This window comes from Pseudomonas fluorescens, from assembly GCF_001708445.1.
GTDB lineage: Bacteria > Pseudomonadota > Gammaproteobacteria > Pseudomonadales > Pseudomonadaceae > Aquipseudomonas > Aquipseudomonas gorinensis.
In genome coordinates this window covers 5,008,481-5,034,734 of sequence record NZ_CP015637.1, presented here as the reverse complement: position 1 = coordinate 5,034,734, position 26,254 = coordinate 5,008,481, and the positions used below count along the sequence as shown (strand labels likewise).

Sequence of the window (26,254 nt, the reverse complement as noted above, 5' to 3'; positions counted from 1 at the left end):
CTTCTGGCAGCCGGCTCGCTGGACACAACCCGATCGCATAAAAAAAAGCCCCGCCTGAGTGATCAGGCGGGGCTTTTTATTGGCTTATGGAATCAGACGAAGGGTTTAGGCTCGTGTTCTTCTTCCAAGGCCTTTGGGTGATGCTCTACCACTTCGTCAGCAGAACCTGGGTTCTCGTCGACGATAGGGGCAGTGTGCTCCACCACAGTTTCAGCGACCGGGGCTGGCGCCTCGACCACTTCGGCTACAGCCGGTGCGGCAGCGGCTGCGGCAGCAGCGGCGGCTTCAGCTTCCTTGCGGCGACGACGCACTTCACGTGGGTCGTTCGGCGCACGGCCGTTTTCGGTCAGTGCGCTGACCACTGGGGCAGCTTCAACCACCGGCGCGGCGACTTCGGCAACCACTGGCGTCTCAACCACTGGCGCAGGCTCGGCAACCACAACCGGGGCGGCTTCAACCACTTCGGCGACCGGGGCCGGCGCTTCTTCTACCACAGGGGCAGGGGCTGGCACTTCAACTGGAGCGGCAGGCTCGGCAGTCCACTGGAACGCGGTCTGTTCTTCGCGAACTTCACGCACAGCCGGGGCCGTTGCTTCGACAACCGGGGCTTCAACCACTGGCTGAGGCTCAGCAACCGCTTCAGGCTCGGTAGTGGTAACTTCGGCTTCCGGCTGGGCTTCACGAACCGGTGCAACCTCCACTTCCGGAACCACGGGGGCTTCGATCGGGGTGGTGGCTTCGACAACCGGTGCTTCAACGACTGGGGTTTCAGCGACAGGCGCTTCTGCCGCATGCGTTTCTTCGACGGCGGCAGTGGCGCGTTCAGCCTGTTCGTGAGCCTGGGCTTCAGCAGGTGCGCTGATGACCGAGCTGGCAACAGCAGCGGTTACGGCCAGGCCGGCAGCCAGTTCGGTGCCAGTGGGTTCGCTGGTGGCGGCTTCTGCGTTCTCGCCGGTCTCTTCCGAGCCTTCGATCACATTGCCGTTGGCATCACGTTGACGCTCGCGACGGTTGCTGCGACGACGCTGGCCACGGGAGCGGCGGCGTGGACGATCGCCTTCGGCGTTGTCCTGGCCGTCTTCCTGCAGTTGCTCTTCGCCGGTCAGCACTTCTTCTTCGCTGGCGGCAGGGGCTTGCTCGGCACGAGGTTGACGTTCTTCACGCGGAGCACGTGGTTGACGTTCTTCACGTGGCGCACGTTCTTCACGCGGTTGGCGAGCCGGGCGTTCTTCAGTCGAGGCAGTAACTGCAACAGCAGCACCGGCAACGGCTGGCGCAGCGTCCAGTGGCTCGCGCAGTTCGCGCACACGTTCTTCACGTTCGCCACGTGGCTTGCGATCTTCACGCGGAGCACGTGGGGTACGCGGTGCGCGCTCTTCGCGCGGTGCACGTTCTTCACGGGCTACGGCCGGAGTGTCTTCACGGGCTTCGCGAGGCGCACGCTCTTCACGTGGTGCGCGCTCTTCACGCGGGGCACGTTCTTCGCGCGGCTTGCGCTCTTCGTCACGACGACCATTGCGGTTGCGGCTTTGCTGGCGACCGTTGCGACGCTCTTCGTTGCGAGCCGGGCGTTCGGTGGCTGGTTTTTCAACCACTACCGGTGCAGCAGGCTCTTCCTTGGTGGCGAACAGGCTGACCAGCGACTTCACCAGGCCCTTGAACAGGCTTGGTTCAGGCAGGGCGGCTGGCGCGGCAACCGGTGCGGCGGCTTCAACCGGAACCGGTGCATTGGCACGGGCTGGCGCGGTCTTCACGGCGGCTTCCTGGCGAACCAGGGTGCGGGTCGCGGCGGCGGGCTGCACTTCTTCTACTTCGGCTGCGGCAGCCGCGATTTCGTAGCTGGACTGGCCGCTGTGGGCTTCCGGGCTGTCATCACGCAGGCGCTGCACTTCGAAGTGCGGCGTCTCGAGGTGATCGTTCGGCAGGATCACGATACGGGCACGGGTGCGCAGTTCGATCTTGGTGATCGAGTTGCGTTTTTCGTTGAGCAGGAACGCGGCCACCGGGATCGGCACTTGCGCGCGGACTTCGGCGGTGCGGTCTTTCAGCGCTTCTTCTTCGATCAGGCGCAGGATCGCCAGGGACAGCGATTCAACGTCACGGATGATGCCGGTGCCGTTGCAACGCGGGCAGACGATGCCGCTGCTCTCGCCCAGGGATGGACGCAGGCGCTGACGGGACATTTCCAGCAGGCCGAAGCGCGAGATGCGGCCGACTTGCACGCGGGCACGGTCAGCTTCCAGGCATTCGCGGACTTTCTCTTCCACGGCGCGCTGGTTCTTGGCTGGGGTCATGTCGATGAAGTCGATCACGATCAGGCCGCCGATATCACGCAGGCGCAGTTGGCGGGCGATTTCTTCAGCCGCTTCCAGGTTGGTCTGCAGGGCGGTTTCTTCGATGTCGCTACCTTTCGTGGCGCGCGCCGAGTTGATGTCGATGGACACCAGGGCTTCGGTCGGGTCGATCACGATAGAGCCACCGGAAGGCAGTTCGACCACGCGCTGGAAGGCGGTCTCGATCTGGCTTTCGATCTGGAAACGGTTGAACAGCGGAACGCTGTCTTCGTACAGCTTGATCTTGCTGGCGTACTGCGGCATCACCTGGCGGATGAAAGTCAGGGCTTCATCCTGGGCTTCAACGCTGTCGATCAGCACTTCGCCGATGTCCTGGCGCAGGTAGTCGCGGATAGCGCGGATGATGACGTTGCTTTCCTGGTAGATCAGGAACGGCGCGGAACGATCCAGGGACGCTTCTTTGATAGCGGTCCACAGTTGCAGCAGGTAGTCGAGGTCCCACTGCATTTCCTCGCTGCTGCGGCCCAGGCCGGCAGTGCGAACGATCAGGCCCATGTCGGCCGGTGCAACCAGGCCGTTCAGCGCTTCGCGCAGTTCGTTACGCTCTTCGCCTTCGATGCGACGGGAAATGCCGCCGGCACGTGGGTTGTTCGGCATCAGTACCAGATAGCGGCCGGCCAGGCTGATGAAGGTGGTCAGGGCGGCGCCCTTGTTGCCACGTTCTTCTTTTTCGACCTGGACGATGACTTCCTGGCCTTCGCTCAGGACGTCCTTGATGTTCACGCGGCCTTCAGGGGATTTCTTGAAGTATTCGCGGGAAATTTCTTTGAGGGGCAGGAAGCCGTGGCGCTCGGAGCCGAAATCGACAAAGGCAGCCTCAAGGCTCGGTTCGATGCGAGTAATACGGCCTTTATAGATGTTGGCCTTCTTTTGCTCGCGTGCACCGGATTCGATGTCCAGGTCGTAGAGGCGTTGGCCATCTACCAGTGCAACACGCAACTCTTCGGGTTGAGTTGCGTTAATCAGCATTCTTTTCATGTTGTACCGTCGGTTTCCGGGCTGCCGGAAACGGCGTTCGGCACACACGACTTCTCACGGTCGGTGTCAGGTGCGTCAAGAGTGGTTGGCCACTCCAGTGTCCAGCAATAACCGGCCAATTGGGCTGGTATCGCGACGGACGCGTCCTGCTTGTTAGCGGTGGTGACAAAGGCACCACTTCAACAAAAGCTAAGGTCAGGAGGAGGAATCAACCGGCGACTGTGGACGAGATGAAGCGTCTATATATAAGCCTAGTGCTACACGGTCCGACGGTTGTGCATCTCCACCCTACACGTATCCCTGATAATTCGGGTGCTGCCGCGCGCAGAATCCGCAGCGGGTTGGCATTTACCGTGTTCTCCAATGGGGAGTCCACGCTCATGGCTAAACAAGACTAGGTGTGGGCGACTGCGCTCTCACTCAGCTCTTAACAGGCGTTGTTTCCGAAGCATTCGCCATGGTGTGTCCCAAGACTGACTGCACTTTGTGAACTGGCCGTAAATATCGGCGCAGAAGACGAGTATTCACTCTGCTTTCTGCACTCGCTTCAGGCCTCATGTCACCTGCGCTTGTTACAATCTCGGGCCTTCCAAGGTGGTGAAAGCCCCGTAGGACGGCCTCGCGTCCTGATGAATTGCGATGGTCAGGGCCGGCAGTTTGCCGCTAGTCCTCTGTCCAGGCCGCTTTTGGCGGCGTTCGCGACTATAGCAGCAATGATTAAGTGCTTCAATTCCATAAAAAATTGTTATCATCGCCGCCATGACGACTACCGCCCCCCAGACCCCCAGCGTCCAGCTGCTTGAGGTCTCGCCGGAATATGCCGGCCAACGCATCGACAATTTTCTCCTGGCCAGGCTCAAAGGCGTGCCCAAGACCTTGATTTACCGCATCTTGCGTAAAGGCGAAGTGCGTGTGAACAAGGGCCGTATCAAGCCCGAGTACAAGCTGCAGGCGGGCGATATCGTTCGTGTGCCGCCGGTGCGCGTGCCTGAGCGTGACGAGCCCGTGCCATTGGCCCAGGGCCTGTTGCAGCGCCTCGAGGCCTCGATTGTCTTCGAAGACAGCAAGCTGATCGTGATCAACAAGCCGTGCGGCATTGCGGTTCACGGGGGCAGCGGCCTGAACTTCGGCGTGATCGAAGCCTTTCGTCAGCTGCGTCCGGATGCCAAGGAGCTGGAGCTGGTCCACCGCCTGGACCGTGACACCTCCGGCCTGCTCATGATCGCCAAGAAGCGCAGCATGTTGCGCCATCTGCACACAGCCCTGCGTGGCGATGGCGTGGACAAGCGCTACATGGCGCTGGTGCGTGGCAACTGGGCCAGTTCGATCAAGAGCGTCCGCGCGCCGTTGCAGAAGAGCAACCTGCGCTCCGGCGAGCGCATGGTCGAAGTGGACGAGGAGGGCAAAGAGGCCCTGACCCTGTTCAAGGTGCTGCGCCGCTTCGGTGACTTCGCCACTCTGGTCGAAGCCAAGCCCGTCACCGGTCGTACCCACCAGATTCGCGTGCACACCCTGCATGCGGGCCACTGCATTGCGGGCGATACCAAATATGGCGACGAGGATTTCTCCAAGGAAATCCGGGAGCTGGGCGGCAAGCGCCTGTTCCTGCACGCCTATATGCTCACCGTGCCGCTGCCCGATGGCGGTGAATTGAAACTGCAGGCGCCGGTCGATGACATGTGGGCCAAGACCGTGGAGCGTTTGAGTGTCGCACCTTGATTACAAGCTGCTGATTTTCGATTGGGACGGCACCCTGGCCAACTCCATTGGCCGGATCGTCGAATCCATTCACATTGCCTCCAACCGCTCGGGCTTCGAGCCGTGCACTGATCTCGCGGTCAAGGGCATTATCGGCCTCGGCCTGCCGGAGGCGATTCGTACCTTGTACCCGCACATCGCTGACGCTGAGTTGGTCGCTTTCCGTGGGCACTACGTCGATCACTACATGGCCCTGGAGGCCGAGCCGTCGCCGCTGTTTGATGGGGTGGTGCAGTCCCTGGACGCTTTTCGCGCCGAGGGCTATCACCTGGCCGTCGCCACCGGTAAGTCCCGTCGCGGGTTGGACCGGGTGCTCGAGGCGTATGGTTGGGAAGATTATTTCGACATCACCCGCGCCGCTGACGAAACCGCCAGCAAGCCCCATCCCCTGATGCTTGAGCAGATCCTGGCCCATTGCGGCGTGTCGCCGCGCCAGGCGCTGATGGTGGGCGACGCTTCCTTCGACCTGATGATGGCGCGCAACGCTGGCATGGACAGTGTGGCGGTCAGTTATGGCGCCCAGGCTGCCGAGGCGTTGCAGCCATATGAGCCCAGGCTGACGATCGATCATTTTTCTGAATTGCAGGCCTGGCTCGGCCGGGCCCAATAAGTCTTTGCTGGGGTAGTTGGCATGAGTGATGAGTGGAAAGCACCGGAAAAGGCCAGTGACGACAAGGCCGATGACAAAAGCTGGAAGCTGTTGGAGAAGACTCTCCTGGCCAGCGTGCAGGAACAGCGTCGTTCGCGGCGTTGGGGGATTTTCTTCAAGCTGCTGACCTTTGTTTACCTGCTGGGCATGCTGGCGCTGTTCAGCCCGCTGATGGACATGGAAAAAAGCGCCACCCGTGGCAGCCACTACACGGCCCTGATCGAGGTGCGTGGGGTGATCGCCGACAAGGAGTCCGCCAGCGCCGACAATATTGTCAGCAGCCTGCGCGCGGCCTTTGAAGACCCCAAGGTCAAGGGCGTGATCCTGCGCATCAACAGCCCCGGTGGCAGTCCGGTGCAGTCGGGCTATGTGTATGACGAGATTCGTCGCCTGCGCGGGCTGCATCCGGAGATCAAGCTGTATGCGGTCATTTCCGATCTCGGCGCTTCGGGTGCCTATTACATTGCAAGCGCCGCTGACCAGATTTATGCCGACAAGGCCAGCCTGGTCGGCTCCATTGGTGTGACGGCGGCCGGTTATGGCTTTGTCGGCACCATGGAGAAGCTGGGGGTGGAGCGTCGGACCTACACCTCGGGCGAGCATAAGGCGTTCCTTGACCCGTTCCAGCCGCAAAAGGCGGATGAAACCCAGTTCTGGCAAGGCGTGCTCGACACCACTCATCGCCAGTTCATCGCCAGCGTCAAGCAGGGGCGTGGGGATCGTCTGAAGGATAAAGAGCATCCGGAGTTGTTCTCCGGTCTGGTGTGGTCGGGCGAGCAAGCATTGCCACTGGGTCTGATCGATGGCTTGGGCAGTGCCAGTTCGGTGGCGCGGGATGTGATTGGCGAGAAGGACCTGGTGGATTTCACCGTTGAAGAATCGCCGTTTGATCGTTTCTCCAAGAAGCTCGGTGCCAGCGTGGCTGAGAAGCTGGCGCTTTACATGGGCTTCCAGGGCCCGGCGCTGCGCTGAGATTTCGATAGAGGTGGGAGGGGGCTTGCCCCCCGATAGCGGTGGGTCAGCTACAGATAAGCTGACTGAATTACCGCTGTCGGGAGCAAGTCGAATCGTCGCGTCGCCCGTCCCGCATTGGGTTTTGCAGCGTTCTTAAGGGATTTGCACGCCTTCGCTGAGTAGCATATCCACCAGCCGAATCAGGGGTAAGCCGACAAGACTGGTCGCGTCCGGCCCTTCGGTGCTCTGGAACAGGCTCACGCCCAGCCCTTCAGCCTTGAAGCTGCCCGCGCAGTCATACGGCTGCTCGATCCGCAGGTAGCGCTCGATGCGCGCTGCATCCAGCTCGCGCATGTGCACGGTAAAGGGTATGCAGTCCACCTGGCAGTGCCCCGTCTCGCTGTTAAGCAGGGCCAGGCCGGTGAGGAAGCTGACACGTTTGCCACTGGCAGCCAATAATTGCTCGCGCGCGTTTTCGAATGTGTGAGGCTTGCCGATGATGCGGCCTTCCAGCGCGGCGACCTGGTCGGAGCCGATGATCAAATGTCCAGGATGGCTGGCGGCGAGGGCACGGGCTTTCTGTTCGGCCAGGCGTTTGACCAGATCCGTGGCCGACTCATTTGCAGCGTGGCTTTCGTCGATATCCGGCGAGCTGCAGGTGAACGGCAGGTGCAGGCGGCTCAGCAATTCCCGGCGATAAACCGAGCTGGAAGCGAGTAATAAAGGCAGCATGGACGTCTCCTCAAGGCAGCCGCCGATTCTAGCGGGGCGACCGGCCGACGCACAGGGCTGAATTTCCTTTGACATGGCTGGGGGCATCCCTATAATGCTGCGCCTATGTTGAATGACCCGATTCCACCTCACGTTGACCCGCGCAAATTGGCTGATCGTGGCACTTCCCTTCAAGGTGAGTTGCTGCTGGCCGATTTGGAGAGACTCTGCGACCCGCTTTCCGACACTGTCGGTACGGTGCAGGCCAAATTCGTTTTTGAACGAGATGAACGTAAATCTGTGGTAATCCACAGCTTTATCGACACCGAGGTCAAAATGGTTTGCCAGCGTTGTCTTGAGCTGGTCACCCTGCCGATCCACAGCGAGTGCAGTTATGCTGTGGTGAAGGAGGGTGCGAATACCCAGTCGTTGCCGAAAGGTTATGACGTGCTGGAACTGGGCGAAGATCCTTTGGATCTGCATGCACTGATCGAGGAGGAGCTTCTGCTCGCCTTGCCCATTGTGCCTGCTCATCATCCGGAAGAATGCCAGCAGCCGGCGGGCCTCGATGACGAGCCCGAACCGAGCGAGGACGAGGTAACGCGGTCCAACCCGTTCAGTGTATTGGCGCAGTTAAAGCGTGACCCAAACGTTTAGGAGTTAATCAATTATGGCTGTTCAGCAGAACAAAAAATCCCGCTCTGCCCGTGACATGCGTCGTTCGCACGACGCTCTCGAGGCTAGCACCCTGTCCGTAGAAAAGACCACCGGTGAAGTTCACCTGCGTCACCACGTATCGCCAGAAGGCGTATACCGTGGCCGTAAAGTGATCGACAAGGGCGCTGACGAGTAATCACTTGTCTGCTCAAGTCATCGCGATTGACGCAATGGGCGGGGACTTCGGTCCCCGCAGCATTGTTCAGGCCTGCATTGCCAGCCTGGCTGCCACACCCTCGCTGCACCTGACCCTTGTCGGTCAACCCTCCCTCCTTGAAGAACTGATTGCCAGCCATCCGGCGGTGGATCGCGCGCGCCTGACGATTACGCCAGCCAGCGAAACCATCAGCATGGATGACAAGCCGGCGGCGGCCCTGCGTGGCAAGCCCGATTCTTCGATGCGGGTAGCCCTTGAGTTGTTGCACGACGGCAAGGTGCAAGCCTGCGTCAGCGCCGGCAATACCGGTGCATTGATGGCATTGTCGCGGCATGTGCTCAAGACCCTGCCGGGGATTGACCGGCCGGCGATGGTGGCGGCGATTCCGACGCAGAAAGGCTATTGCCAACTGCTGGACCTGGGTGCGAATGTCGATTGCAGTGCCGAGCACCTGTTTCAGTTCGCCGTGATGGGCTCGGTGGCCGCCGAAGCGCTGGGTGTGGTCCGGCCGCGAGTGGCCTTGTTGAACATCGGTACCGAGGACATCAAGGGCAATCAGCAGGTGAAGCTCGCCGCTACCCTGTTGCAGGGCGCGCGGGGCTTGAACTACATCGGCTTTGTCGAAGGCGACGGTTTGTACCGTGGCGAAGCGGATGTGGTGGTGTGCGACGGTTTTGTCGGCAATATCCTGCTCAAGTCCAGCGAAGGCCTGGCCACCATGATCGCGATGCGCATCGAAGCGTTGTTCAAGCAGAGCCTGGCGTCACGCATGGTGGGCGCCCTGGCGCTGCCGTTGATGCGCCGCCTGCAGGCTGACCTGGCGCCAGCGCGGCATAACGGCGCAAGTTTTCTTGGCTTGCAGGGCATTGTGGTCAAAAGCCACGGCTCGGCGGGGGTGCAGGGCTTCCAAAGCGCTATTGCGCGTGCGCTTATCGAGATCCAGGAAAACCTGCCTCAACGTTTGCACGGCCGTCTAGAGGATCTGTTGCCTTAGGCGAATCGGCTCGGGAATGCTTAAATGTGACCGACCAGTTCAATTGACCATCCAATCTGTCAGTTTCGTGCGCTCCCACCATTCATTTTAAGATCGGGAGCGACCATTTCCGACGACCTGATCATTTAGGGGCTTGTTACATGTCTACATCCCTCGCATTCGTCTTTCCAGGGCAGGGTTCGCAGTCCCTCGGCATGTTTGCCGAGCTGGGCGCGCAATATCCGCTGATCCTGGAAACCTTCAAGGAAGCTTCCGATGCCCTGGGTTACGACCTGTGGGCGTTGACCCAGCAGGGGCCGGAAGAGCAACTCAATCAAACCGATAAAACCCAACCGGCGATCCTGACCGCTTCGATTGCCCTGTGGCGCCTGTGGCTGGCTGAAGGCGGCGCACGCCCGGCATTCGTGGCCGGTCACAGCCTGGGCGAATACAGCGCCCTGGTGGCGGCGGGCAGCCTGACCCTGGGCGAGGCGGTCAAGCTGGTCGAGCGTCGTGGCCAACTGATGCAGGAAGCCGTTCCGGCCGGGCAGGGCGGCATGGCCGCTATCCTCGGCCTGGACGATGCGGTCGTGATCGAGGCCTGCGCCGAAGCCGCTCAGGGCGAAGTGGTCAGCGCAGTGAACTTCAACTCCCCTGGCCAGGTGGTGATCGCCGGTGCCAAGGCGGCGGTCGAGCGTGCCATCGAAGGCTGCAAGGCCCGTGGCGCCAAGCGTGCGCTGCCGTTGCCGGTGAGCGTGCCGTCCCATTGCGAGTTGATGCGTCCGGCAGCCGAGCGGTTTGCCGAGTCCATCGCCGCCATCAACTGGCAGGCGCCGCAGATTCCGCTGGTGCAGAACGTCAGCGCGGCGGTTGCGCCTGATCTCGAGACCCTCAAGCGCGACCTGTTGGAGCAGCTCTACAAGCCGGTACGCTGGGTTGAGTCGGTACAGACCCTGGCCGCCAATGGCGCCACCGAGCTGGTTGAATGCGGCCCGGGCAAGGTCCTGGCTGGCCTGAACAAGCGTTGCGCCGACGGTGTGTCGACCGCCAACCTCAATACCCCGGATGCCTTCGCTGCCGCTCTCGCGGCACTGGCCTGACCCCTGATCCCCGAACTTAGGAGAAGCCTGCATGAGTCTGCAAGGTAAAGTTGCACTGGTTACCGGCGCCAGCCGTGGCATTGGCCAGGCCATCGCCCTGGAACTGGGCCGTCAGGGCGCCGTTGTCATTGGCACCGCCACTTCCGCTTCGGGCGCCGAGCGTATCGCCGCGACCTTGAAGGAAAGCGGTGTCCAAGGCACTGGCCTTGAGCTGAATGTGACCAGCGATGAGTCCGTGGCTGCGGTACTGGCCGAGATCACCGCACAGTTCGGTGCGCCGGCAATTCTGGTGAATAACGCCGGTATCACCCGCGATAACCTGATGATGCGCATGAAAGACGACGAGTGGTACGACGTGGTCGACACCAACTTGAACAGTCTGTTTCGCCTGTCCAAGGGCGTTTTGCGCGGCATGACCAAGGCGCGCTGGGGCCGAATTATCAATATTGGCTCTGTAGTGGGTGCCATGGGCAACGCAGGCCAAGTAAACTACGCAGCCGCCAAGGCCGGTCTGGAAGGTTTCAGCCGTGCATTGGCGCGTGAAGTCGGCTCGCGGTCGATTACGGTCAACTCGGTGGCCCCAGGGTTCATCGATACCGATATGACCCGCGAACTGCCGGAAGCACAGCGTGAAGCCTTGCTGACGCAGATTCCGCTGGGCCGTCTGGGCCAGGCTCAAGAGATCGCGAATGTGGTCACTTTCCTGGCATCCGACGGTGCGGCATACGTGACTGGGGCTACAATCCCGGTGAACGGCGGGATGTACATGAGTTAAATTGTGACGGATCGCTTCAAAAAAATGTCATACGAGCTGTCTAAAATCCGTTATAAAGCTGCAACTTAATTTATAGGCAGGTGGCCTACGGGGTACAGGGTGAAGCTTTCAGTTGAAAAGCTGAAATGGCTTTCTATACACTTACCCACTGGCCAGCTGCCTGAATTTGTCCATTAGGAGTTAAACAAGGTATGAGCACCATCGAAGAGCGCGTCAAGAAAATCGTTGCCGAGCAACTGGGCGTCAAAGAAGAAGAAGTGATCAACACTGCTTCCTTCGTAGAAGACCTGGGTGCCGATTCCCTTGACACCGTTGAGCTGGTGATGGCTCTGGAAGAGGAATTCGAGACCGAAATCCCGGACGAAGAAGCTGAAAAAATCACTACTGTTCAAGCTGCTATCGACTACGTTACTAGCCACCAGGCGTAATAGTTTGTAGTCGTCGCTTGCTGTCAGGGAAAAACCGCACTGCTGTAACGGCGTGCGGTTTTTTCTTTAGCTCTGATGAAAAGTGGCTCTGAAGCAAAGTGTCGTCATCAAGAAAAAGGAGAGTGCTGTGTCGCGTAGACGCGTCGTAGTCACCGGTATGGGTATGTTGTCGCCACTGGGTACGGATGTGCCGAGCAGTTGGCAGGGCATTCTGGCTGGCCGCAGTGGTATTGGTCTGATCGAACACACGGACCTTTCTGCCTATTCCACCCGTTTTGGCGGCTCGGTAAAGGGTTTCAATGTCGAGGAATATCTCTCGGTCAAAGAGTCCCGCAAACTCGACCTGTTCATTCAATACGGCCTGGCAGCCGGTTTTCAGGCAGTGCGTAACGCCGGCCTGGAAGTGACCGACGCCAACCGTGAGCGTATCGGCGTCGCCATGGGATCGGGTATTGGCGGTCTGACCAATATCGAAGAAACCAGTCGCACGCTGCATGATTCCGGCCCCCGTCGAATTTCACCGTTCTTCGTTCCGGGCTCGATCATCAATATGATTTCCGGTTTCCTGTCCATCCACTTGGGTGCCCAGGGACCTAACTACGCCATTGCCACGGCGTGCACCACGGGCACTCACTGCATCGGCATGGCGGCGCGCAATATCGCCTATGACGAGGCGGATGTGATGATCGCCGGTGGCGCCGAAATGGCCGCCTGTGGCCTGGGCATGGGCGGCTTCGGCGCATCCCGTGCGCTGTCGACGCGCAATGACGAACCGACCCGTGCCAGCCGTCCATGGGACAAGGGCCGTGACGGTTTCGTGCTGTCCGACGGTGCCGGTGCCCTGGTGCTCGAAGAACTGGAACACGCCAAGGCGCGGGGTGCCACCATCTACGCCGAGCTGATCGGTTTCGGCATGAGCGGCGACGCCTACCACATGACCTCGCCACCGGCCGATGGTGCTGGCGCTGCGCGTTGCATTACCAACGCCCTGCGCGATGCGAAGGTCAACCCGGACCAGGTGCAGTACATCAACGCCCACGGCACCTCGACCCCGACTGGCGACCTGGCGGAAGCCGAAGCCATCAGGTCGGTGTTCGGCGACCATGCCTACAAGCTGGCGGTCAGCTCTACCAAGTCCATGACCGGCCATCTGTTGGGTGCGGCGGGCGCGGTCGAGGCGATCTTCAGTGTGATGGCCATCAAGGATCAGGTCGCTCCGCCGACCATCAACCTCGATGAGCCGGACGAAGGTTGCGACCTGAACTTCGTGCCTCACGAAGCACAGCCGATGCCGATCGACGTGGTGATCTCCAACTCGTTCGGTTTCGGTGGCACCAACGGTTCCCTGGTGTTCCGCCGGTTCGCCGAGTGATGCACAGCTGGGTCGACGGTCAGCCAGCGGACAGCGTGCCCCTGAAGGATCGTGGCCTGGCTTATGGCGACGGCTTGTTTGAGACGATTGCCGTCAAGGCCGGGCAGCCCGTGCTGCTCGACCGCCACCTGCACCGCCTCGACGAGGGCTGCAGGCGGTTGGAACTGGTTGCGGATCCGGCGCTGATCCGCAGCGAAGTGCTGGCTTATGCCGCCGCCCTCGGCGACGGTGTTCTCAAGTTGATGCTCACCCGCGGCGACAGCCTGCGCGGTTATGGCATCAACCCCGGCGCTCCCGTGCGTCGGATCTTGCTGGGCAGTCCGCCCGCCACTTATCCCCCGGCCTATGGAACCGACGGTATCCGCCTGTTTCCGTGTGCCACCCGCTTGTCCGAACAACCGCTATTGGCGGGTCTCAAGCACCTCAACCGCCTGGAGCAAGTGCTTGCCCGCGCCGAATGGCAAGACGCCGAGCATGCCGAGGGCTTGATGCTGGATAGGTCCGGACGCGTCATCGAGGGCGTGTTCAGCAACTTGTTCCTGGTTTGCAACGGCTTGTTACTAACCGCCGATCTGGCGCGTTGCGGGGTTGCCGGTGTCATGCGCGCCGAGGTCCTGGCCCAGGCACAAGCGCTGGGCATCCCGGTGGCCGTGGCTGATATCAGCCTTGAGCAGTTGCAACAGGCTGATGAAGTCTTTGTGTGCAACAGCGTTTATGGCATTTGGCCGGTGCGCGACTGTGCTGCGATGAGCTGGTCGGTTGGCCCGCTCACCCGTAAACTGCAGGGCATTGTTCGCGCACTATTGGATATTTGAGTTGATACGAAAACTGGTTGTACTGCTGCTGATCGGTGTGTTCTCGGCGGCGTTGCTGTTGGGGTTTTCCGCCTGGAAACTCGATTCCTCCCTGAAGCAGCCGCTGAACCTGACGCAGGAGCAGTTGCTTGATGTGCCGGCAGGGGCCACCCCCACGGGTACCTTCAATCGCCTGGAGGCCGAGGGTGTGCTCGAAGGTGCCTTCTGGCTGCGCCTGTACTGGCGTTTCAACCTCGATGGACAGCCGCTGCACAGCGGCGAATATCGCATGACGCCTGGGATGACCGCCCAGGGCCTGATTGGCCTGTGGCAACGTGGCGAAGTGGTGCAATACAGCCTGACCCTGGTGGAAGGCTGGAATTTTCGCCAGGTTCGTTCGGCCCTGGCCAAGCATGAAAAGATCGTACAGACCCTCTCGGGCCTGAGTGACAGCGAGGTGATGGACAAGCTTGGCCATCCCGGCGTGTTCCCTGAAGGTCGGTTCTTTCCTGATACCTACCGTTTCGTGCGCGGCATGACCGATGTTGAATTCCTGAAAAAAGCCTACAACCGCCTGGACGATGTACTCGCCCAGGAATGGAGCAAGCGCGCCGCTGATGTGCCATACACCGACCCTTACCAAGCGCTGATCATGGCCTCCCTGGTGGAGAAAGAGACCGGTGTGCCGGAAGAACGTGGGCAGATCGCCGGGGTGTTCGTGCGCCGCATGAAGATCGGCATGCTCCTGCAGACCGACCCGACGGTGATCTACGGCCTGGGGGAGCGCTACAACGGCAAGTTGACCCGCGCCCACCTCAAGGAAGCCAACCCCTACAACACCTACATGGTGGCCGGTCTGCCGCCGACGCCGATCGCCATGGTCGGCCGCGAGGCGATTCATGCTGCGCTGAACCCGGTGCCGGGCAGCAGCCTGTATTTCGTCGCCCGTGGCGATGGCAGCCATATTTTCTCCGATAACCTGGATGCGCATAATGCCGCCGTGCGTGAGTTCCAGCTCAAGCGTCGCGCCGATTATCGCTCCAGCCCGGCGCCGGTGGTAAAACCGCCGGAAGACCCGACGCCCCCCGCCGATACTCCAGCTCAAGCGCCGGCGGAGCCTGCACCGGACACCGTCGCGCCGCAAAGCCCGCAATGACTCTGACTAAGGACTGCCTGTGACTGGCTTGTTTATTACCCTGGAAGGCCCGGAAGGCGCCGGCAAAAGCACCAACCGCGATTACCTGGCCGAGTGCTTGCGCGCCGAGGGTATCGAAGTGGTGTTGACCCGTGAACCGGGCGGCACGCCGCTGGCCGAGCGTATCCGCGAGGTGCTGCTGACCCCAGGTGACGAACAGATGAACCCGGACACCGAGCTGTTGCTGGTGTTTGCCGCACGTGCCCAGCACCTGGCCGAGGTGATTCGCCCGGCCCTGGCCCGTGGTGCGGTGGTGATTTGTGATCGCTTCACCGATTCCACCTATGCCTACCAGGGCGGTGGCCGGGGCTTGTCGCTGGAGCGCATTGCCACCCTGGAAACCTTTGTGCAGGGCGATTTGCGCCCTGACCTGACCCTGGTGTTCGACCTCCCGGTAGAAGTCGGCCTGGCGCGTGCCAGTGCCCGTGGTCGCCTCGATCGCTTCGAGCTGGAAGGCCAGGCGTTTTTCGAGGCGGTGCGCAGCGCATTCCTTGCGCGCGCCAAGGCTGAACCGGCGCGTTATTACCTGCTGGACGCCGCGCAGCCGCTGGCCCGGGTGCAACAGGCCATTGACGCTTTGTTGCCGACACTGCTGGAGCGTGCCCGTGGCTGAAGCCTACCCCTGGCAGGATAGCCTCTGGCAGCAGTTGGCCGGCCGTGCCCAGCACGCCCACGCCTATTTGCTGCACGGGCCGGCGGGGATCGGCAAGCGCGCCCTCGCCGAACGCCTGATGGCCAGCCTGTTGTGCCAGCGTCCGGTCAACCTGGAAGCCTGCGGCGAGTGCAAATCCTGCCTGTTGCTCAAGGCCGGTAGCCACCCGGACAACTATCTGCTGGAGCCCGAGGAAGCCGACAAGGCGATCAAGGTCGACCAGGTCCGCGACCTTGTCGGTTTCGTGGTGCAAACCGCACAGATGGGCGGGCGCAAGGTGGTGTTGATCGAGCCGGTGGAAGCAATGAACATCAATGCCGCCAACGCTTTGCTCAAAAGCCTGGAAGAACCTTCCGGCGATACGGTGCTGTTGCTGGTCAGTCACCAGTCCAGCCGCTTGTTGCCGACCATTCGCAGCCGGTGCGTGCAGCAGGCGTGCCCGTTGCCGAGCGAGGCCATGAGCTTGCAGTGGCTGGCACAGGCGCTGCCGGAGTGCGCCGAAGACGAACGGGTCGAGTTACTGACCCTGGCCGCCGGTTCACCCCTGGCAGCGGTGAAGCTGCACGCCCAGGGCGTGCGCGAGCAACGGGCGCTGGTGGTGGATGGCGTGAAAAAACTGCTCAAGCAGGAGCTGTCCGCTACTCAGTTGGCCGAAGCGGCCTGGAAAGACATCCCCTTGCTGCTGCTGTTCGACTGGTTCTGCGACTGGTCGAGCCTGATCCTGCGCTACCAGTTGACCCAGGATGAACAGGGCCTGGGCCTGCCGGACATGCGCAAGGTGGTGCAGTACCTAGCGCAGAAAAGTGCCCAGGACAAGGTGCTCAATATCCAGGACTGGATCCTCGCCCAGCGCCAGAAGGTGCTCGGCAAGGCCAACCTCAACCGCGTGCTGTTGCTCGAAGCGCTGCTGGTGCAGTGGGTCGGCTTGCTCGGCCGCCGTTAATTTCCGTGGCCGACGGGTGTATCGTTGGCCAGGCCCTTTCCGTGACTTAAGTCGTAATTTCCTATGCTCGTAGATTCCCATTGCCACCTTGATCGCCTTGACCTTGCCCAGCATGGCGGTTCCCTTGATGCCGCCCTCGAAGCCGCCCGCCAGCGCGGGGTAGGGCACTTCCTGTGCATCGGCGTCAGTGCCGACAACGCCGCTGACGTCAAAGCCCTCGCCGATCGCTATGCCGATGTGGATTGCTCGGTGGGTGTCCACCCGTTGGACCTCAAGCCCGGTGAGGCCCCGGCCCTCGACTGGCTGTTGGGGGAGCTGAACCACCCGCGCGTGGTCGCCATTGGCGAGACCGGCCTGGATTACCACTACGAACCCGAAGCCGCCGAGTTGCAGCAGGCATCGTTTCGCCTGCACCTGCAAGCCGCCCGGCAGACCGGCAAACCAGTGATTGTCCACACCCGCGGTGCTCGCGCCGATACCCTGGCCCTGCTGCGCGAAGCCGCGCTCCCCCAGGCAGGCGTGCTGCATTGTTTCACCGAAGACTGGGACATGGCCAAGGCTGCCCTGGACCTGGGGTTCTATATCTCCCTGTCGGGCATCGTGACCTTCCGCAATGCCGATGCCTTGCGGGATGTGGCGCGCCAAGTACCGGTCGACCGTCTGCTGGTGGAAACCGACTCGCCGTACCTGGCGCCCATACCCCATCGCGGCAAGCCAAACCTGCCGGAGTATGTGCGGGATGTGGCGGATTACCTGGCGATGCTGCGCGGTGAGTCATATGAGCGCTTTGCCGAACAGACCACTGCGAACTTCAAGCGCCTGTTCCCGCAGGCCCATGTGGCCGGGTAACGGGGCCGGACAAATCGCAGGCAAAAAAAACCCGGGTTCTGGGGGGGCGAATCCGGGCTAAGACCATTAGGAGTAAAACAAGGGCACGCGGTCCGTTGGTACCCAGGTCGACGCTTCACTTGGGGGAGATGTCGCGCCGACAGTTGAAGTATTGATCAGTATCCGATTCAGTCCAGTCGCGGCTGGTCGTTTCTTAAACAGATTTGGAATACGTGCGCTTCGCTTGAGTTCTCATTGAGCCGGTGCCCAGCTGTAGTTGTTGCGTATTATTTCTGACTGATAAGCATGAAATCGTTGGCGGACTGAAAGTAAAGTGCGCAACGGGTTCACATAGACGTTGCCCAACGACCGTTCAGTCGGGATAATCCCTCGCATCGGGTAAATCGTATCGCCACGTATCCGTGGCCCTGCGCAACCCTCCCTAATACCGACCTCTGCAGACCTCTTCCTCATGCACAAAGAACCCCGTAAGGTCCGTGAGTTTCGCCGCCGTGAGCAGGAAATTCTCGACACTGCACTCAAGTTGTTCCTCGAACAAGGTGAAGACAGCGTCACCGTCGAGATGATTGCGGATGCCGTGGGTATCGGCAAAGGCACGATCTACAAGCATTTCAAATCCAAGGCCGAAATCTACCTGCGCCTGATGCTCGACTACGAGCGCGACTTGAACGAGTTGCTGCACTCGGCCGATGTCGACAAGGACAAGGAGGCCCTGTCCCGGGCCTATTTCGAATTCCGCATGCGTGACCCGCAGCGCTATCGCCTGTTCGACCGCCTGGAAGAAAAAGTGGTCAAGGGCCACCAGGTGCCGGAAATGGTCGAGGAACTGCACAAGATCCGCGCCTCGAACTTCGAACGCCTGACCCTGCTGATCAAGGGTCGCATCAGTGAAGGCAAGCTCGAAGATGTGCCGCCGTACTTCCACTACTGTGCCGCCTGGGCCTTGGTGCATGGCGCCGTGGCGCTGTACCACTCGCCGTTCTGGAGCAATGTGCTGGAAGATCAGGAAGGTTTCTTCCAGTTCCTGATGGACATCGGTGTGCGCATGGGCAACAAGCGCAAGCACAGCACCGAGCAGCCACACGCCCCCGCTGAAACGCCTGCCACGTAATGATTTGCTGCCAGGTGCAGTAACCCAGGAATATACTCAGGCAAGGATCTTGCTAAAAGCTGATTTATCAGTCAGTTTTTAGCGCGCCCCGAATCATCCTCTGCCGGAGTGATCCATGATCGTTGATCGTCAAGGCAGGCGTTTTCGCAATTTGCGGATCAGCCTGACCTCAGCCTGCAATTACGCGTGTACCTACTGCGTGCCAAACGGCAAGCGGCTGGTGGCTGCCCAGGACGAACTCTCGGCCGAGGCCATGGCCCGTGGCGTGGCCTATCTGATTGAAGCGGCGGGTATCGAGCGCCTGCGTATCACCGGCGGCGAGCCGCTGGTCAGCCCCAAACTCGAAGCCTTCATGGGCGCCGTGGGCGGGATGGGCCTCAGTGATATCAGCCTGACCACCAATGGCCAGTTACTTGCGCGCAAACTGCCGCTGCTGGTGGACGCCGGTATCCGGCGTATCAACGTTTCCCTCGACACCCTGGACGCCGACGCCTTCCGCAGCATCGCCCGTGGCGGTGACCTGGCCACCGTGCTCGATGGCATGGACCAGGCCCGCGCGGCCGGGATCAAGATCAAGGTCAATATGGTGCCGTTGCGCGGGCAGAACCTCGACCAGGTGATGCCCCTGCTCGACTATTGCCTGGAGCGTGGCTATGAGTTGCGCTTTATCGAGTTGATGCGCATGGGCCACCTGGCCAAGGACTCCAATGCGTTTCTGCAGCAATTCGTCAGCTTGCAGCAACTGCTTGGCCTGATCGGCGAACACTATGAATACCTGCAAGCCAACGCACCGGTAGATGCCACGGCCGTTCGCTACGAAGTGCCGGGCAAAGGCTTTTTTGGCGTGATCGCCAACGAAAGCGTGCCGTTCTGCCGCACCTGCTCGCGGTTGCGGCTGTCGTCGACCGGTTGGTTGCATGGCTGCCTGTCGTCGAGCAACCGGCACTACGTCGGCGACTTGCTGGACAAGCCGCGTCACCAGGCGCTGCCGGCCTTGCAGGGCCTGTTGGTCAAGGCGCTGGGCGATAAACAGGAAGTCGCGTTCTCCGGCGGCGCGACGGTCATGAAGATCATCGGCGGCTAACGCTATCCCGAAGATGACACATCACCCACATTTGATTTGAGCTGCCCTCAAGCTGGCGCAGAACCTGCATCTTGAGCCCATTCGCCGGTTTTCCGTCACCGGCTTCTGGAGGATTAGGATGCGTAGTCTGGTTTTGTTGCTGGCGTCGTTGACGTTGAGTGGTTGCATGACCGTCAGCGATATGGCCGAAGGCACCCGCTATCAGATGAGCGATGCCGGGTTGCTCGACCATAGCGATACTCGCCGTACCGCCTCGGTTCGCATCCAGCCGGACTCCTTTGTGTTTATCGCCCAAGGCGCTTTCGTGCCACCGGGCAGTGCCTATCCGCGTCCGAACGTGGTAGCCGAGGAAGCCTTCAACGGCTTCGTCGAATACTTCCCCATGGTGCGCCGCGCCCGTCAGCCCGAAGGGCTTGAGCAGGCCATGGCCGAAGCCCGTGCGGCCGGTGCCCATTACTTGCTGTACTGCCGTTTTGCCGCGGCGGATGACCGTATCGGCAACGCCGATGAGTGGACCGACCAGCAGGCCCTCGACCGCCTCGGTCTGGACAGCGGCGTGATCCAGATCATGTTGATCGAGACCAGCACCCAGTATTTGATTGATACTGCACGTATTCGCAATCGTGGCGGTTTACTGACGTTCCACGACAACAAGCCCGAAGATCTGATTGCCCGGCCCCTGGCGCAGTACGCCCGAGGCCTGCTGGGCATGGGGGACCAGTAAGGCCAGCACGTAAAAGAGGGATAACACCATGACCGATTCCGCCAAGGCCAATGACCTGTTGGCCCAACTGCCCAAGGGCAAGGGGCCGGCGCCGGTGCATCTGTGGAACCCGGACTTCTGCGGCCATATCGACATGCGTATCGCCCGTGATGGCACCTGGTTCTACCAGGGCACGCCCATCGGGCGTAAGCCGATGGTCAAGTTGTTCTCCAACATTCTTCGCCGTGATGGCGACGATTACTTCTTGGTCACCCCTGTAGAAAAGGTGGGCATCAGCGTCGATGATGCGCCCTTTGTCGCGGTAACCCTGGATGTCGAAGGGCAGGGCGAAAGCCAGGTGTTGCGCTTTACCACCAACGTCGATGATCAAATCGAGGCTGGCCTCGAACACCCGCTGCGGGTAGTGATCGACCCCGACACCCAGGAACCGTCCCCCTATCTGCGTGTGCGCACCAACCTCGAAGCGCTGATTCACCGCAATGTGTTCTACCAATTGGTGGAGCTGGCCGTGAGCCGTCCGATCAACGGTCAGAACTGGCTCGGTGTGTGGAGTGGCGGGGAGTTTTTCCGTATCGGGCGGGAGCCCTGAGGGCGGTTTTTTCATCCCTTTGAAATAATTCGCTTGCTGTGATCGGGCGCTTTCGGTTATCAATTTGTACATGATTAGACATGTTCGATTTGATAAGAAAAAACGCGTCGTCGACGAGCTCATCCGCCGTATCGAGGGTGGGGTGATGGCCGACGGTTTCCTGCTACCGGGCGAGCACCAGTTGGCCGAAGAGTTTGCGGTCAGTCGTGGCACCTTGCGCGAGGCCCTGGCCGAGCTCAAGCGCCGTAATTACATTGCCACCCAGAGTGGCGTGGGTTCCATCGTCACCTTTGACGGCATGGTGCTTGACCAGCGCAGCGGTTGGGCCCAGGCCCTGGCCGACACGGGCGCGCTGGTGACCACCGATATCCTGCGCTTCGAAGCCGTGACCCGCGCGGACCTGCTCAGCCGTTTCGGCAACGATCAATTTATTGCCCTCGACCGCCGTCGGCGCACCACCGACGGCACCGCCGTGTCCCTGGAACGCTCGTTGATGCCGGCGACCGGTGGCCTGGAAAGCCTGCCCCGTGTGGGCCTGATCGACAACTCCCTGACCATCACCCTGGCCGCCTACGGTTATGTCGGCGCCGAGGGCGACCAGTGGATCGGCGCCGAGCCGCTGAGCGAGGAAGACGCCGAATTGCTCGGTCGCCCGGCAGGCACGGTATTTCTCAAGGCGTCGCGTACCACCTACGACCGTCGCGAGCGCTTCATGGAGCACGTCGAAAGCTTGCTCGACCCTCTGCACTTTCGCCTGCACCTGCAGTTTGGAACGTCGAAATGACCCCGATGCTTCGCGCTCTTGGCGCTTTCTATGGCCTGGCCCTGGGCGATGCCTTGGGCATGCCCACCCAATCCTTGAGCCGTGAACAGGTCAAGGCGCGCTTCGGTGCGATCACTGCCCTGGAAGATGCTGACGCCAACCAGCCCATCGCGCCGAACATGCCCGCTGGCTCCATCACCGATGACACCGAACAGGCGATTCTGGTCGGCGAGTTGCTGGTGGAAGGCCACGGCAAGATCGACTCCACTGTGCTCGCCCAGCGCCTGATCGACTGGGAAGCGGTGATGCGTGCCAAGGGCTCCCAGGATTTGCTCGGGCCTTCGACCAAGCGCGCCATCGACATGATCCTCGCCGGGCACACCCCGGAAGAAGCCGGACGCTACGGCACCACCAATGGCGCGGCGATGCGCATCACGCCGGTGGGCATCGCCGCCGATGTGCGCGACCCGGCGCAGTTTCTCCAGGCGGTGATCCAGGCGTGCCAGGTTACCCACAACACCACCCTGGGCATCTCCAGTGCGGCGGCGGTGGCCGCCGTGGTATCGGCGGGCATCAACGGTGTGGACCTGGGCGAAGCGTTGAACATCGGCACCCAGCTCGCCCAGCAAGCCGAAAGCCATGGCCACTGGATTGCGGGCGGGCGTATTTCCACGCGCATCAGTTGGGCGCGGACCTTGAGCGTCGGCAGTGGCGACAAGGCGCTGTTCGCCGACCTGCTCTATGAATTGATCGGCACCTCCGTCGCGTCCCAGGAGTCGGTGGTGGTGTCGTTCGCCCTCGCGCAGCAAGTGGCGTCGGGCGAAATGAACGCATTTGAAGCCCTGTGCCTGGCCGCCAGCCTGGGGGGCGATACCGACACCATCGCCGCGATGCTCGGGGCCATGTTGGGGGCGTGCCTGGGCATGCAGTGCTGGCCTGAAGCGATGATCGAACAGGTCAAGCGGGTCAATGGCCTGGATCTACAGGCGCTGGTGCAGGGGCTGCTGACCATTCGGTAAGCGCCGCAAACAAACAGGTGGGAGCGGGCCTGCTCGCGTCAGCGGTGTATCCGCCCCGATGCTTTGACAGAAAGCGCGCTCCCACTGTGAGCTCATCGAGTCAGGAAGACCGAGAGTCGATCGACCTTAAGCATCTGCCACAACCACAACAATACAGGCACCAGGAGCACCCCTCATGAGCAGCATCTCTTCCAGCCAAAGCGCTGGGCAATTGGAAACACGCGGCATCGAACCGGTCCCTGAAGGCGAGTGCAACGGTCATCCGCTGCAACTGTTCTGGGTGTGGTTCGCCGCCAATATCAGCATTCTCGGCTTGCCGCTGGGCGCGACCCTGGTGGCGTTTCGTGGGCTGGCTATCTGGCAGGCGATCATCGTTGCGATCCTTGGCGCAGCCGGTTCCTTCGCGGTGGTGGGCATTATTTCCATCGCTGGCCGCCGTGGGCGTGCGCCCAGCCTGACCCTGTCCCGCGCGATCTTCGGCGTACGCGGCAATATCGGCCCGACCCTGGTCTCGCTGATGTCACGCCTGGGCTGGGAAACGGTCAACACCACCACCGCCGCCTTCGTGCTGCTCTCGTTGTGTTCGATCCTGTTCGGCTCGCCGGTGGAGGCGAAAAGTGCGCCGCTGCTGACCCTGATCTTCATCGCCATTTTCGTGTTGCTGACCCTGTCGGTTTCCGGCCTGGGCCACGCTACCTTGCTGGTGATCCAGAAGTGGGCCACCTATGTATTCGGTGCCTTGAACATCCTGGTCGGCGGTTTCCTCTGCGCCACCATCGACTGGAGCGCGGTGTTCAACGCTACCCCGGCACCGATGAGCGCGATGATGATCGGCATCGGCACCATGGCTGCCGGTACCGGTATCGGCTGGGCCAACGCCGGTGCCGATATGTCGCGCTACCAGCACCGCAGCGTCAAGGCCGTGCGCCTGGTGGCGTCCGCAGCGTTTGGTGCCGGCATTCCGCTGGTGCTGCTGATCACCCTCGGCGGCCTGCTGTCGGTGGGCAACCATGACCTGGCCTCGGCCACCGACCCGATCATCGCGATCCGCGACATGCTGCCGACCTGGATGGCCGTGCCGTACCTGATCACCGCGTTTGGCGGGTTGCTGCTGTCGAATAACTTGTCGGTGTATTCGGCCGGCCTCACCACCTTGACCCTCGGTCTGAAGGTCAAGCGCGTGCATGCGGTGATCGTCGACATCGTGGCGATCTTCGCCGGCTCCATTTACTTCATGCTGATCGCCGACAGCTTCTACGGTCCGTTCATCACCTTTATCTCGTTGCTGGCGGTGCCGATCACCGCCTGGGTCGGGATCTTTGTGGTCGACCTGATCCATCGCCACTACTACAGCCCCAAGGATTTGCTGGACGTGAGCCCAAGCAGCGCCTACTGGTATCGCGGTGGCGTGGAATGGCGGGCGTTCGGCGCCTGGGCCGTGGCGATCGTGCTGGGTTTCAGCTTCACCACGATCGGTACCACTGCGCAAAACATCTGGTTCGCCGGGCCATTGTCCGACTCCTGGCTGGGCCACAACGGCCTGGGCTGGATCGTCACCTTCCTGGTTGCCGGCGGCATTTACGCGGTACTCGGCGGCGCGGCTGACCGTCGTCCGGCTTTAGTTGAGAGCCCCAATGTCTAGATTGCTGCACACTGGCCAGGTCATCGTCGACCTGGTCATGTCCCTGGAAAAACTGCCGGCCACCGGTGGCGACGTGCTCGCGCACTCGGCCAGCTTCGAGGCTGGCGGCGGGTTCAATGTGATGGCGGCGGCGCGACGCAATGGCTTGCCGGTGGTGTACCTGGGGCGTCATGGCAACGGCCGCTTCGGCGACCTGGCCCGTGCCGCCATGCAGGCCGAAGGTATTGAAATGGCCTTGGCGGCCAGCGGTGGCAAAGACACCGGGTTGTGCGTGTCTCTCACGGAAGCCACCACCGAACGCACCTTCATCTCCCATATCGGCGCTGAGGGCGAGTTGAGTGCCGAGGACTTGGCCGCCGTAACGCCGCAGGCGGACGACTATGTGTATGTCAGTGGCTACAGCCTGCTCCTTGAGGGCAAGGCACAGCCGCTGATCGACTGGCTGCTGGCACTGCCACGCGCAATCGTGGTGGTGTTCGACCCGGGCCCTCTGGTCAAGGCGCCGGGCTCGGCCTTGATGAGCGCATTGTTGCCGCGTATCGATATCTGGACCAGCAATGGCCCCGAAGCGCTCGCGTTTACCGGTGCGGCGGATATCACCGCCGCGTTGCCCGCGCTCAGTCAGCACCTGCCCGCCGAAACGTTGCTGGTCGTGCGTGACGGGCCGAATGGCTGCTGGGTCGGGCGCGCGGGTGAGGTTGAGCACGTGCCGGGCTTCAAGGTGCGGGCGGTGGACAGCAATGGCGCTGGGGATGCGCACGCGGGCGTGTTCATGGCCGGTCTGGCCATGGGCCTGGCGCCCGCAGTGGCGGCACGCCGCGCGAACGCGGCGGCGGCACTGGCGGTTACCCGCTGGGGACCTGCGACGTCTCCAGGCACTGCCGAGGTTGACGCGCTACTCGCTGAATGACCATGCACTCAAAGATGGGCAAGCACCCTCTGATCAATGATCAAGTAACTTATTGATTTTTAAGAATTAGTCTTTCCCTTGAACGCCCGGATTTTTGTGGCGAACGAGCTTGTTGTAGTGAGCGGGCTTGTTGTGGCGAACGAGCTTGTTGTGGCGAGCGGGCTTGCCCCGCGTTGGGTCGCGAAGCGGCCCCGAACCCAATCGACCGAGATCCCGCGGGTAGGATCGCGGTGGATTTGCTGGGGCTGCTGCGCAGCCCAACGCGGGGCAAGCCCGCTCGCCACAGTTTGGCCCTTGGGTCAGGGCCAGGCCAGATAAAAGCCATTACTGCCGGGTTTGGCTTTCCAGCTTTCGCGCTTCTTCCACGCCCGACGCGGTCAGCTTGATCGGCAGGTTCAACGCATAGTCACCGGCAGCATCGGTGGTCACATGCCCATCCTTGATAAAGCCGCGGTCTTGCAGGAGCGCCAAGACACTGGCGACCACTTTTTCACCGCGGTAATTATCCAGCACCTCCTTGCCCAACCCGTTCGGGTGGGCGTGCAGCAGGCGGGTGAGGACTTCTTGTTCAAGGTTTTTATCGACGTTCATGCATACCTCTTCACTGGGAAATGATCGGGTGTTGGTCTTGCTACCGATGCATCAAGGCGCAGGCTGTTTCGGGGCGCCTGGGATGTTGGAGTCGTCGCCTTTGTTGATCGTCGGCTGATTGACCGATGGGCCCATTTTGCCGTTACCGACGGCGGCCGGGGCCTGGCGCTGGGTGTCGTTGCCTTTGGTGCGCGGATCGGCGCCGTTGTCGATGATTGCACCCCCGTTGGTGTCGAGGCCGGTGCCCATCGAGTCCTGGGATTCCTGGGTGGCAGGGCTGGGCGGGCTGCCCACAGGATCGGTCTTGCCGGTGGACGAGGTGGCGGCCAATACACTCAGCGAAGCGGCGGACAGCAGGCCGGTGAGGGCGAGGGCGGCAAACGTGGAATTCTTCATGAGGGTGTCTCCATATGATTGATGTCCTTACCCTTGATTGGTCCGCCCAGTTTGTGGGTTCGTGCC

At 61.4% G+C, this 26,254-nt stretch carries 27 protein-coding genes; 23 read left to right on the top strand and 4 right to left on the bottom strand.

The window, feature by feature from the left end:
* Nucleotides 1–92 precede the first annotated feature (92 nt).
* The gene (gene rne / locus A7317_RS22330; RefSeq protein WP_069076848.1) at nt 93–3,323 is read right to left on the bottom strand and encodes a ribonuclease E; all 3,231 of its coding nucleotides are present in this window, start codon (nt 3,321–3,323) and stop codon (nt 93–95) included.
* 768 nt (nt 3,324–4,091) lie between these two features.
* On the opposite strand from rne, the gene rluC reads away from it, so the two are divergent.
* Genes rluC through A7317_RS22315 form a run of 3 tightly spaced genes read left to right on the top strand, consistent with a single transcriptional unit; the run spans nt 4,092 to nt 6,711 of the window.
* Nucleotides 4,092–5,051 carry a 23S rRNA pseudouridine(955/2504/2580) synthase RluC gene (gene rluC, locus A7317_RS22325; protein ID WP_024076968.1) on the top strand — a complete coding sequence of 320 codons (960 nt, stop codon included), beginning with the start codon at nt 4,092–4,094 and terminating at the stop codon, nt 5,049–5,051.
* On the top strand, nt 5,038–5,700 hold the full coding sequence (locus A7317_RS22320; protein ID WP_024076967.1) for an HAD-IA family hydrolase: 663 nt from the start codon (nt 5,038–5,040) through the stop codon (nt 5,698–5,700). The genes rluC and A7317_RS22320 overlap by 14 nt, the downstream gene beginning before the upstream one ends.
* Before the next feature lie 21 nt (nt 5,701–5,721).
* Entirely contained in the window at nt 5,722–6,711 is a 990-nt protein-coding gene (locus A7317_RS22315; protein ID WP_024076966.1) for a S49 family peptidase, read from the top strand.
* A gap of 135 nt (nt 6,712–6,846) precedes the next feature.
* Here A7317_RS22315 and A7317_RS22310 read toward each other — a convergent pair whose 3' ends face one another.
* Nucleotides 6,847–7,425 carry a Maf family protein gene (locus A7317_RS22310; RefSeq protein ID WP_024076965.1) on the bottom strand — a complete coding sequence of 193 codons (579 nt, stop codon included), beginning with the start codon at nt 7,423–7,425 and terminating at the stop codon, nt 6,847–6,849.
* A 105-nt stretch (nt 7,426–7,530) separates the two neighbouring features.
* Here A7317_RS22310 and A7317_RS22305 point away from each other — a divergent pair, with 105 nt between their 5' ends.
* From A7317_RS22305 to A7317_RS22210, 20 genes are all read left to right on the top strand, one after another.
* Nucleotides 7,531–8,061 (top strand): YceD family protein, encoded by a 531-nt coding sequence (locus tag A7317_RS22305; RefSeq protein WP_010566563.1) that lies wholly within the window; start codon nt 7,531–7,533, stop codon nt 8,059–8,061.
* Between the two features lie 13 nt (nt 8,062–8,074).
* Complete coding sequence (gene rpmF, locus A7317_RS22300; protein ID WP_003179396.1) at nt 8,075–8,257, top strand: 50S ribosomal protein L32; 183 nt, start codon at nt 8,075–8,077, stop codon at nt 8,255–8,257.
* 4 nt (nt 8,258–8,261) lie between these two features.
* Nucleotides 8,262–9,272, top strand: coding sequence for a phosphate acyltransferase PlsX (gene plsX / locus A7317_RS22295; protein ID WP_024076964.1), 1,011 nt, complete (start codon nt 8,262–8,264; stop codon nt 9,270–9,272).
* Nucleotides 9,273–9,412: 140 nt separating this feature from the next.
* Nucleotides 9,413–10,351 (top strand): ACP S-malonyltransferase, encoded by a 939-nt coding sequence (fabD, locus tag A7317_RS22290; protein ID WP_069076847.1) that lies wholly within the window; start codon nt 9,413–9,415, stop codon nt 10,349–10,351.
* A 31-nt stretch (nt 10,352–10,382) separates the two neighbouring features.
* A complete protein-coding gene (gene fabG / locus A7317_RS22285; protein ID WP_069076846.1) occupies nt 10,383–11,126 on the top strand; it encodes a 3-oxoacyl-ACP reductase FabG in 744 nt (247 codons plus the stop codon).
* Between the two features lie 191 nt (nt 11,127–11,317).
* Nucleotides 11,318–11,554: an acyl carrier protein gene (acpP, locus tag A7317_RS22280; protein WP_024076962.1), complete on the top strand. Its 237-nt coding sequence runs from the start codon at nt 11,318–11,320 to the stop codon at nt 11,552–11,554.
* 127 nt (nt 11,555–11,681) lie between these two features.
* Nucleotides 11,682–12,926, top strand: coding sequence for a beta-ketoacyl-ACP synthase II (gene fabF, locus A7317_RS22275; RefSeq protein WP_024076961.1), 1,245 nt, complete (start codon nt 11,682–11,684; stop codon nt 12,924–12,926).
* Nucleotides 12,926–13,741: an aminodeoxychorismate lyase gene (gene pabC / locus A7317_RS22270; protein ID WP_024076960.1), complete on the top strand. Its 816-nt coding sequence runs from the start codon at nt 12,926–12,928 to the stop codon at nt 13,739–13,741. Before fabF ends, pabC begins: the two co-directional genes overlap by 1 nt.
* A gap of 1 nt (nt 13,742) precedes the next feature.
* Nucleotides 13,743–14,876, top strand: a complete 1,134-nt coding sequence (gene mltG, locus A7317_RS22265; protein WP_024076959.1) for an endolytic transglycosylase MltG — start codon at nt 13,743–13,745, stop codon at nt 14,874–14,876.
* 19 nt (nt 14,877–14,895) lie between these two features.
* Nucleotides 14,896–15,528 (top strand): dTMP kinase, encoded by a 633-nt coding sequence (gene tmk / locus A7317_RS22260; protein ID WP_024076958.1) that lies wholly within the window; start codon nt 14,896–14,898, stop codon nt 15,526–15,528.
* Nucleotides 15,521–16,510: a DNA polymerase III subunit delta' gene (locus A7317_RS22255; RefSeq protein WP_024076957.1), complete on the top strand. Its 990-nt coding sequence runs from the start codon at nt 15,521–15,523 to the stop codon at nt 16,508–16,510. The genes tmk and A7317_RS22255 overlap by 8 nt, the downstream gene beginning before the upstream one ends.
* 63 nt (nt 16,511–16,573) lie before the next feature.
* A complete protein-coding gene (locus A7317_RS22250) occupies nt 16,574–17,359 on the top strand; it encodes a TatD family hydrolase (protein WP_069076845.1) in 786 nt (261 codons plus the stop codon).
* Between the two features lie 451 nt (nt 17,360–17,810).
* Nucleotides 17,811–18,470 (top strand): TetR/AcrR family transcriptional regulator, encoded by a 660-nt coding sequence (locus tag A7317_RS22245; RefSeq protein ID WP_024076955.1) that lies wholly within the window; start codon nt 17,811–17,813, stop codon nt 18,468–18,470.
* Between the two features lie 115 nt (nt 18,471–18,585).
* On the top strand, nt 18,586–19,554 hold the full coding sequence (locus A7317_RS22240) for a GTP 3',8-cyclase MoaA (RefSeq protein WP_069076844.1): 969 nt from the start codon (nt 18,586–18,588) through the stop codon (nt 19,552–19,554).
* 118 nt (nt 19,555–19,672) lie between these two features.
* Entirely contained in the window at nt 19,673–20,278 is a 606-nt protein-coding gene (locus A7317_RS22235; protein ID WP_024076953.1) for a DUF4823 domain-containing protein, read from the top strand.
* Nucleotides 20,279–20,306: 28 nt separating this feature from the next.
* Nucleotides 20,307–20,867 carry a DUF1285 domain-containing protein gene (locus A7317_RS22230; RefSeq protein WP_024076952.1) on the top strand — a complete coding sequence of 187 codons (561 nt, stop codon included), beginning with the start codon at nt 20,307–20,309 and terminating at the stop codon, nt 20,865–20,867.
* Nucleotides 20,868–20,937: 70 nt separating this feature from the next.
* On the top strand, nt 20,938–21,651 hold the full coding sequence (locus tag A7317_RS22225; protein ID WP_024076951.1) for a GntR family transcriptional regulator: 714 nt from the start codon (nt 20,938–20,940) through the stop codon (nt 21,649–21,651).
* Nucleotides 21,648–22,649: an ADP-ribosylglycohydrolase family protein gene (locus A7317_RS22220; protein WP_024076950.1), complete on the top strand. Its 1,002-nt coding sequence runs from the start codon at nt 21,648–21,650 to the stop codon at nt 22,647–22,649. The genes A7317_RS22225 and A7317_RS22220 overlap by 4 nt, the downstream gene beginning before the upstream one ends.
* A 175-nt stretch (nt 22,650–22,824) precedes the next feature.
* Complete coding sequence (locus A7317_RS22215) at nt 22,825–24,291, top strand: purine-cytosine permease family protein (protein WP_024076949.1); 1,467 nt, start codon at nt 22,825–22,827, stop codon at nt 24,289–24,291.
* Nucleotides 24,284–25,201: a PfkB family carbohydrate kinase gene (locus A7317_RS22210; RefSeq protein WP_069076843.1), complete on the top strand. Its 918-nt coding sequence runs from the start codon at nt 24,284–24,286 to the stop codon at nt 25,199–25,201. The genes A7317_RS22215 and A7317_RS22210 overlap by 8 nt, the downstream gene beginning before the upstream one ends.
* A gap of 324 nt (nt 25,202–25,525) precedes the next feature.
* On the opposite strand, the gene A7317_RS22205 is transcribed toward A7317_RS22210, so the two are convergent.
* Together A7317_RS22205 and A7317_RS22200 are read right to left on the bottom strand one after the other, a co-directional pair.
* A complete protein-coding gene (locus tag A7317_RS22205; RefSeq protein WP_024076947.1) occupies nt 25,526–25,792 on the bottom strand; it encodes a hypothetical protein in 267 nt (88 codons plus the stop codon).
* 51 nt (nt 25,793–25,843) lie between these two features.
* Nucleotides 25,844–26,188 (bottom strand): hypothetical protein, encoded by a 345-nt coding sequence (locus A7317_RS22200; RefSeq protein WP_069076842.1) that lies wholly within the window; start codon nt 26,186–26,188, stop codon nt 25,844–25,846.
* Between the last annotated feature and the right edge of the window lie 66 nt (nt 26,189–26,254).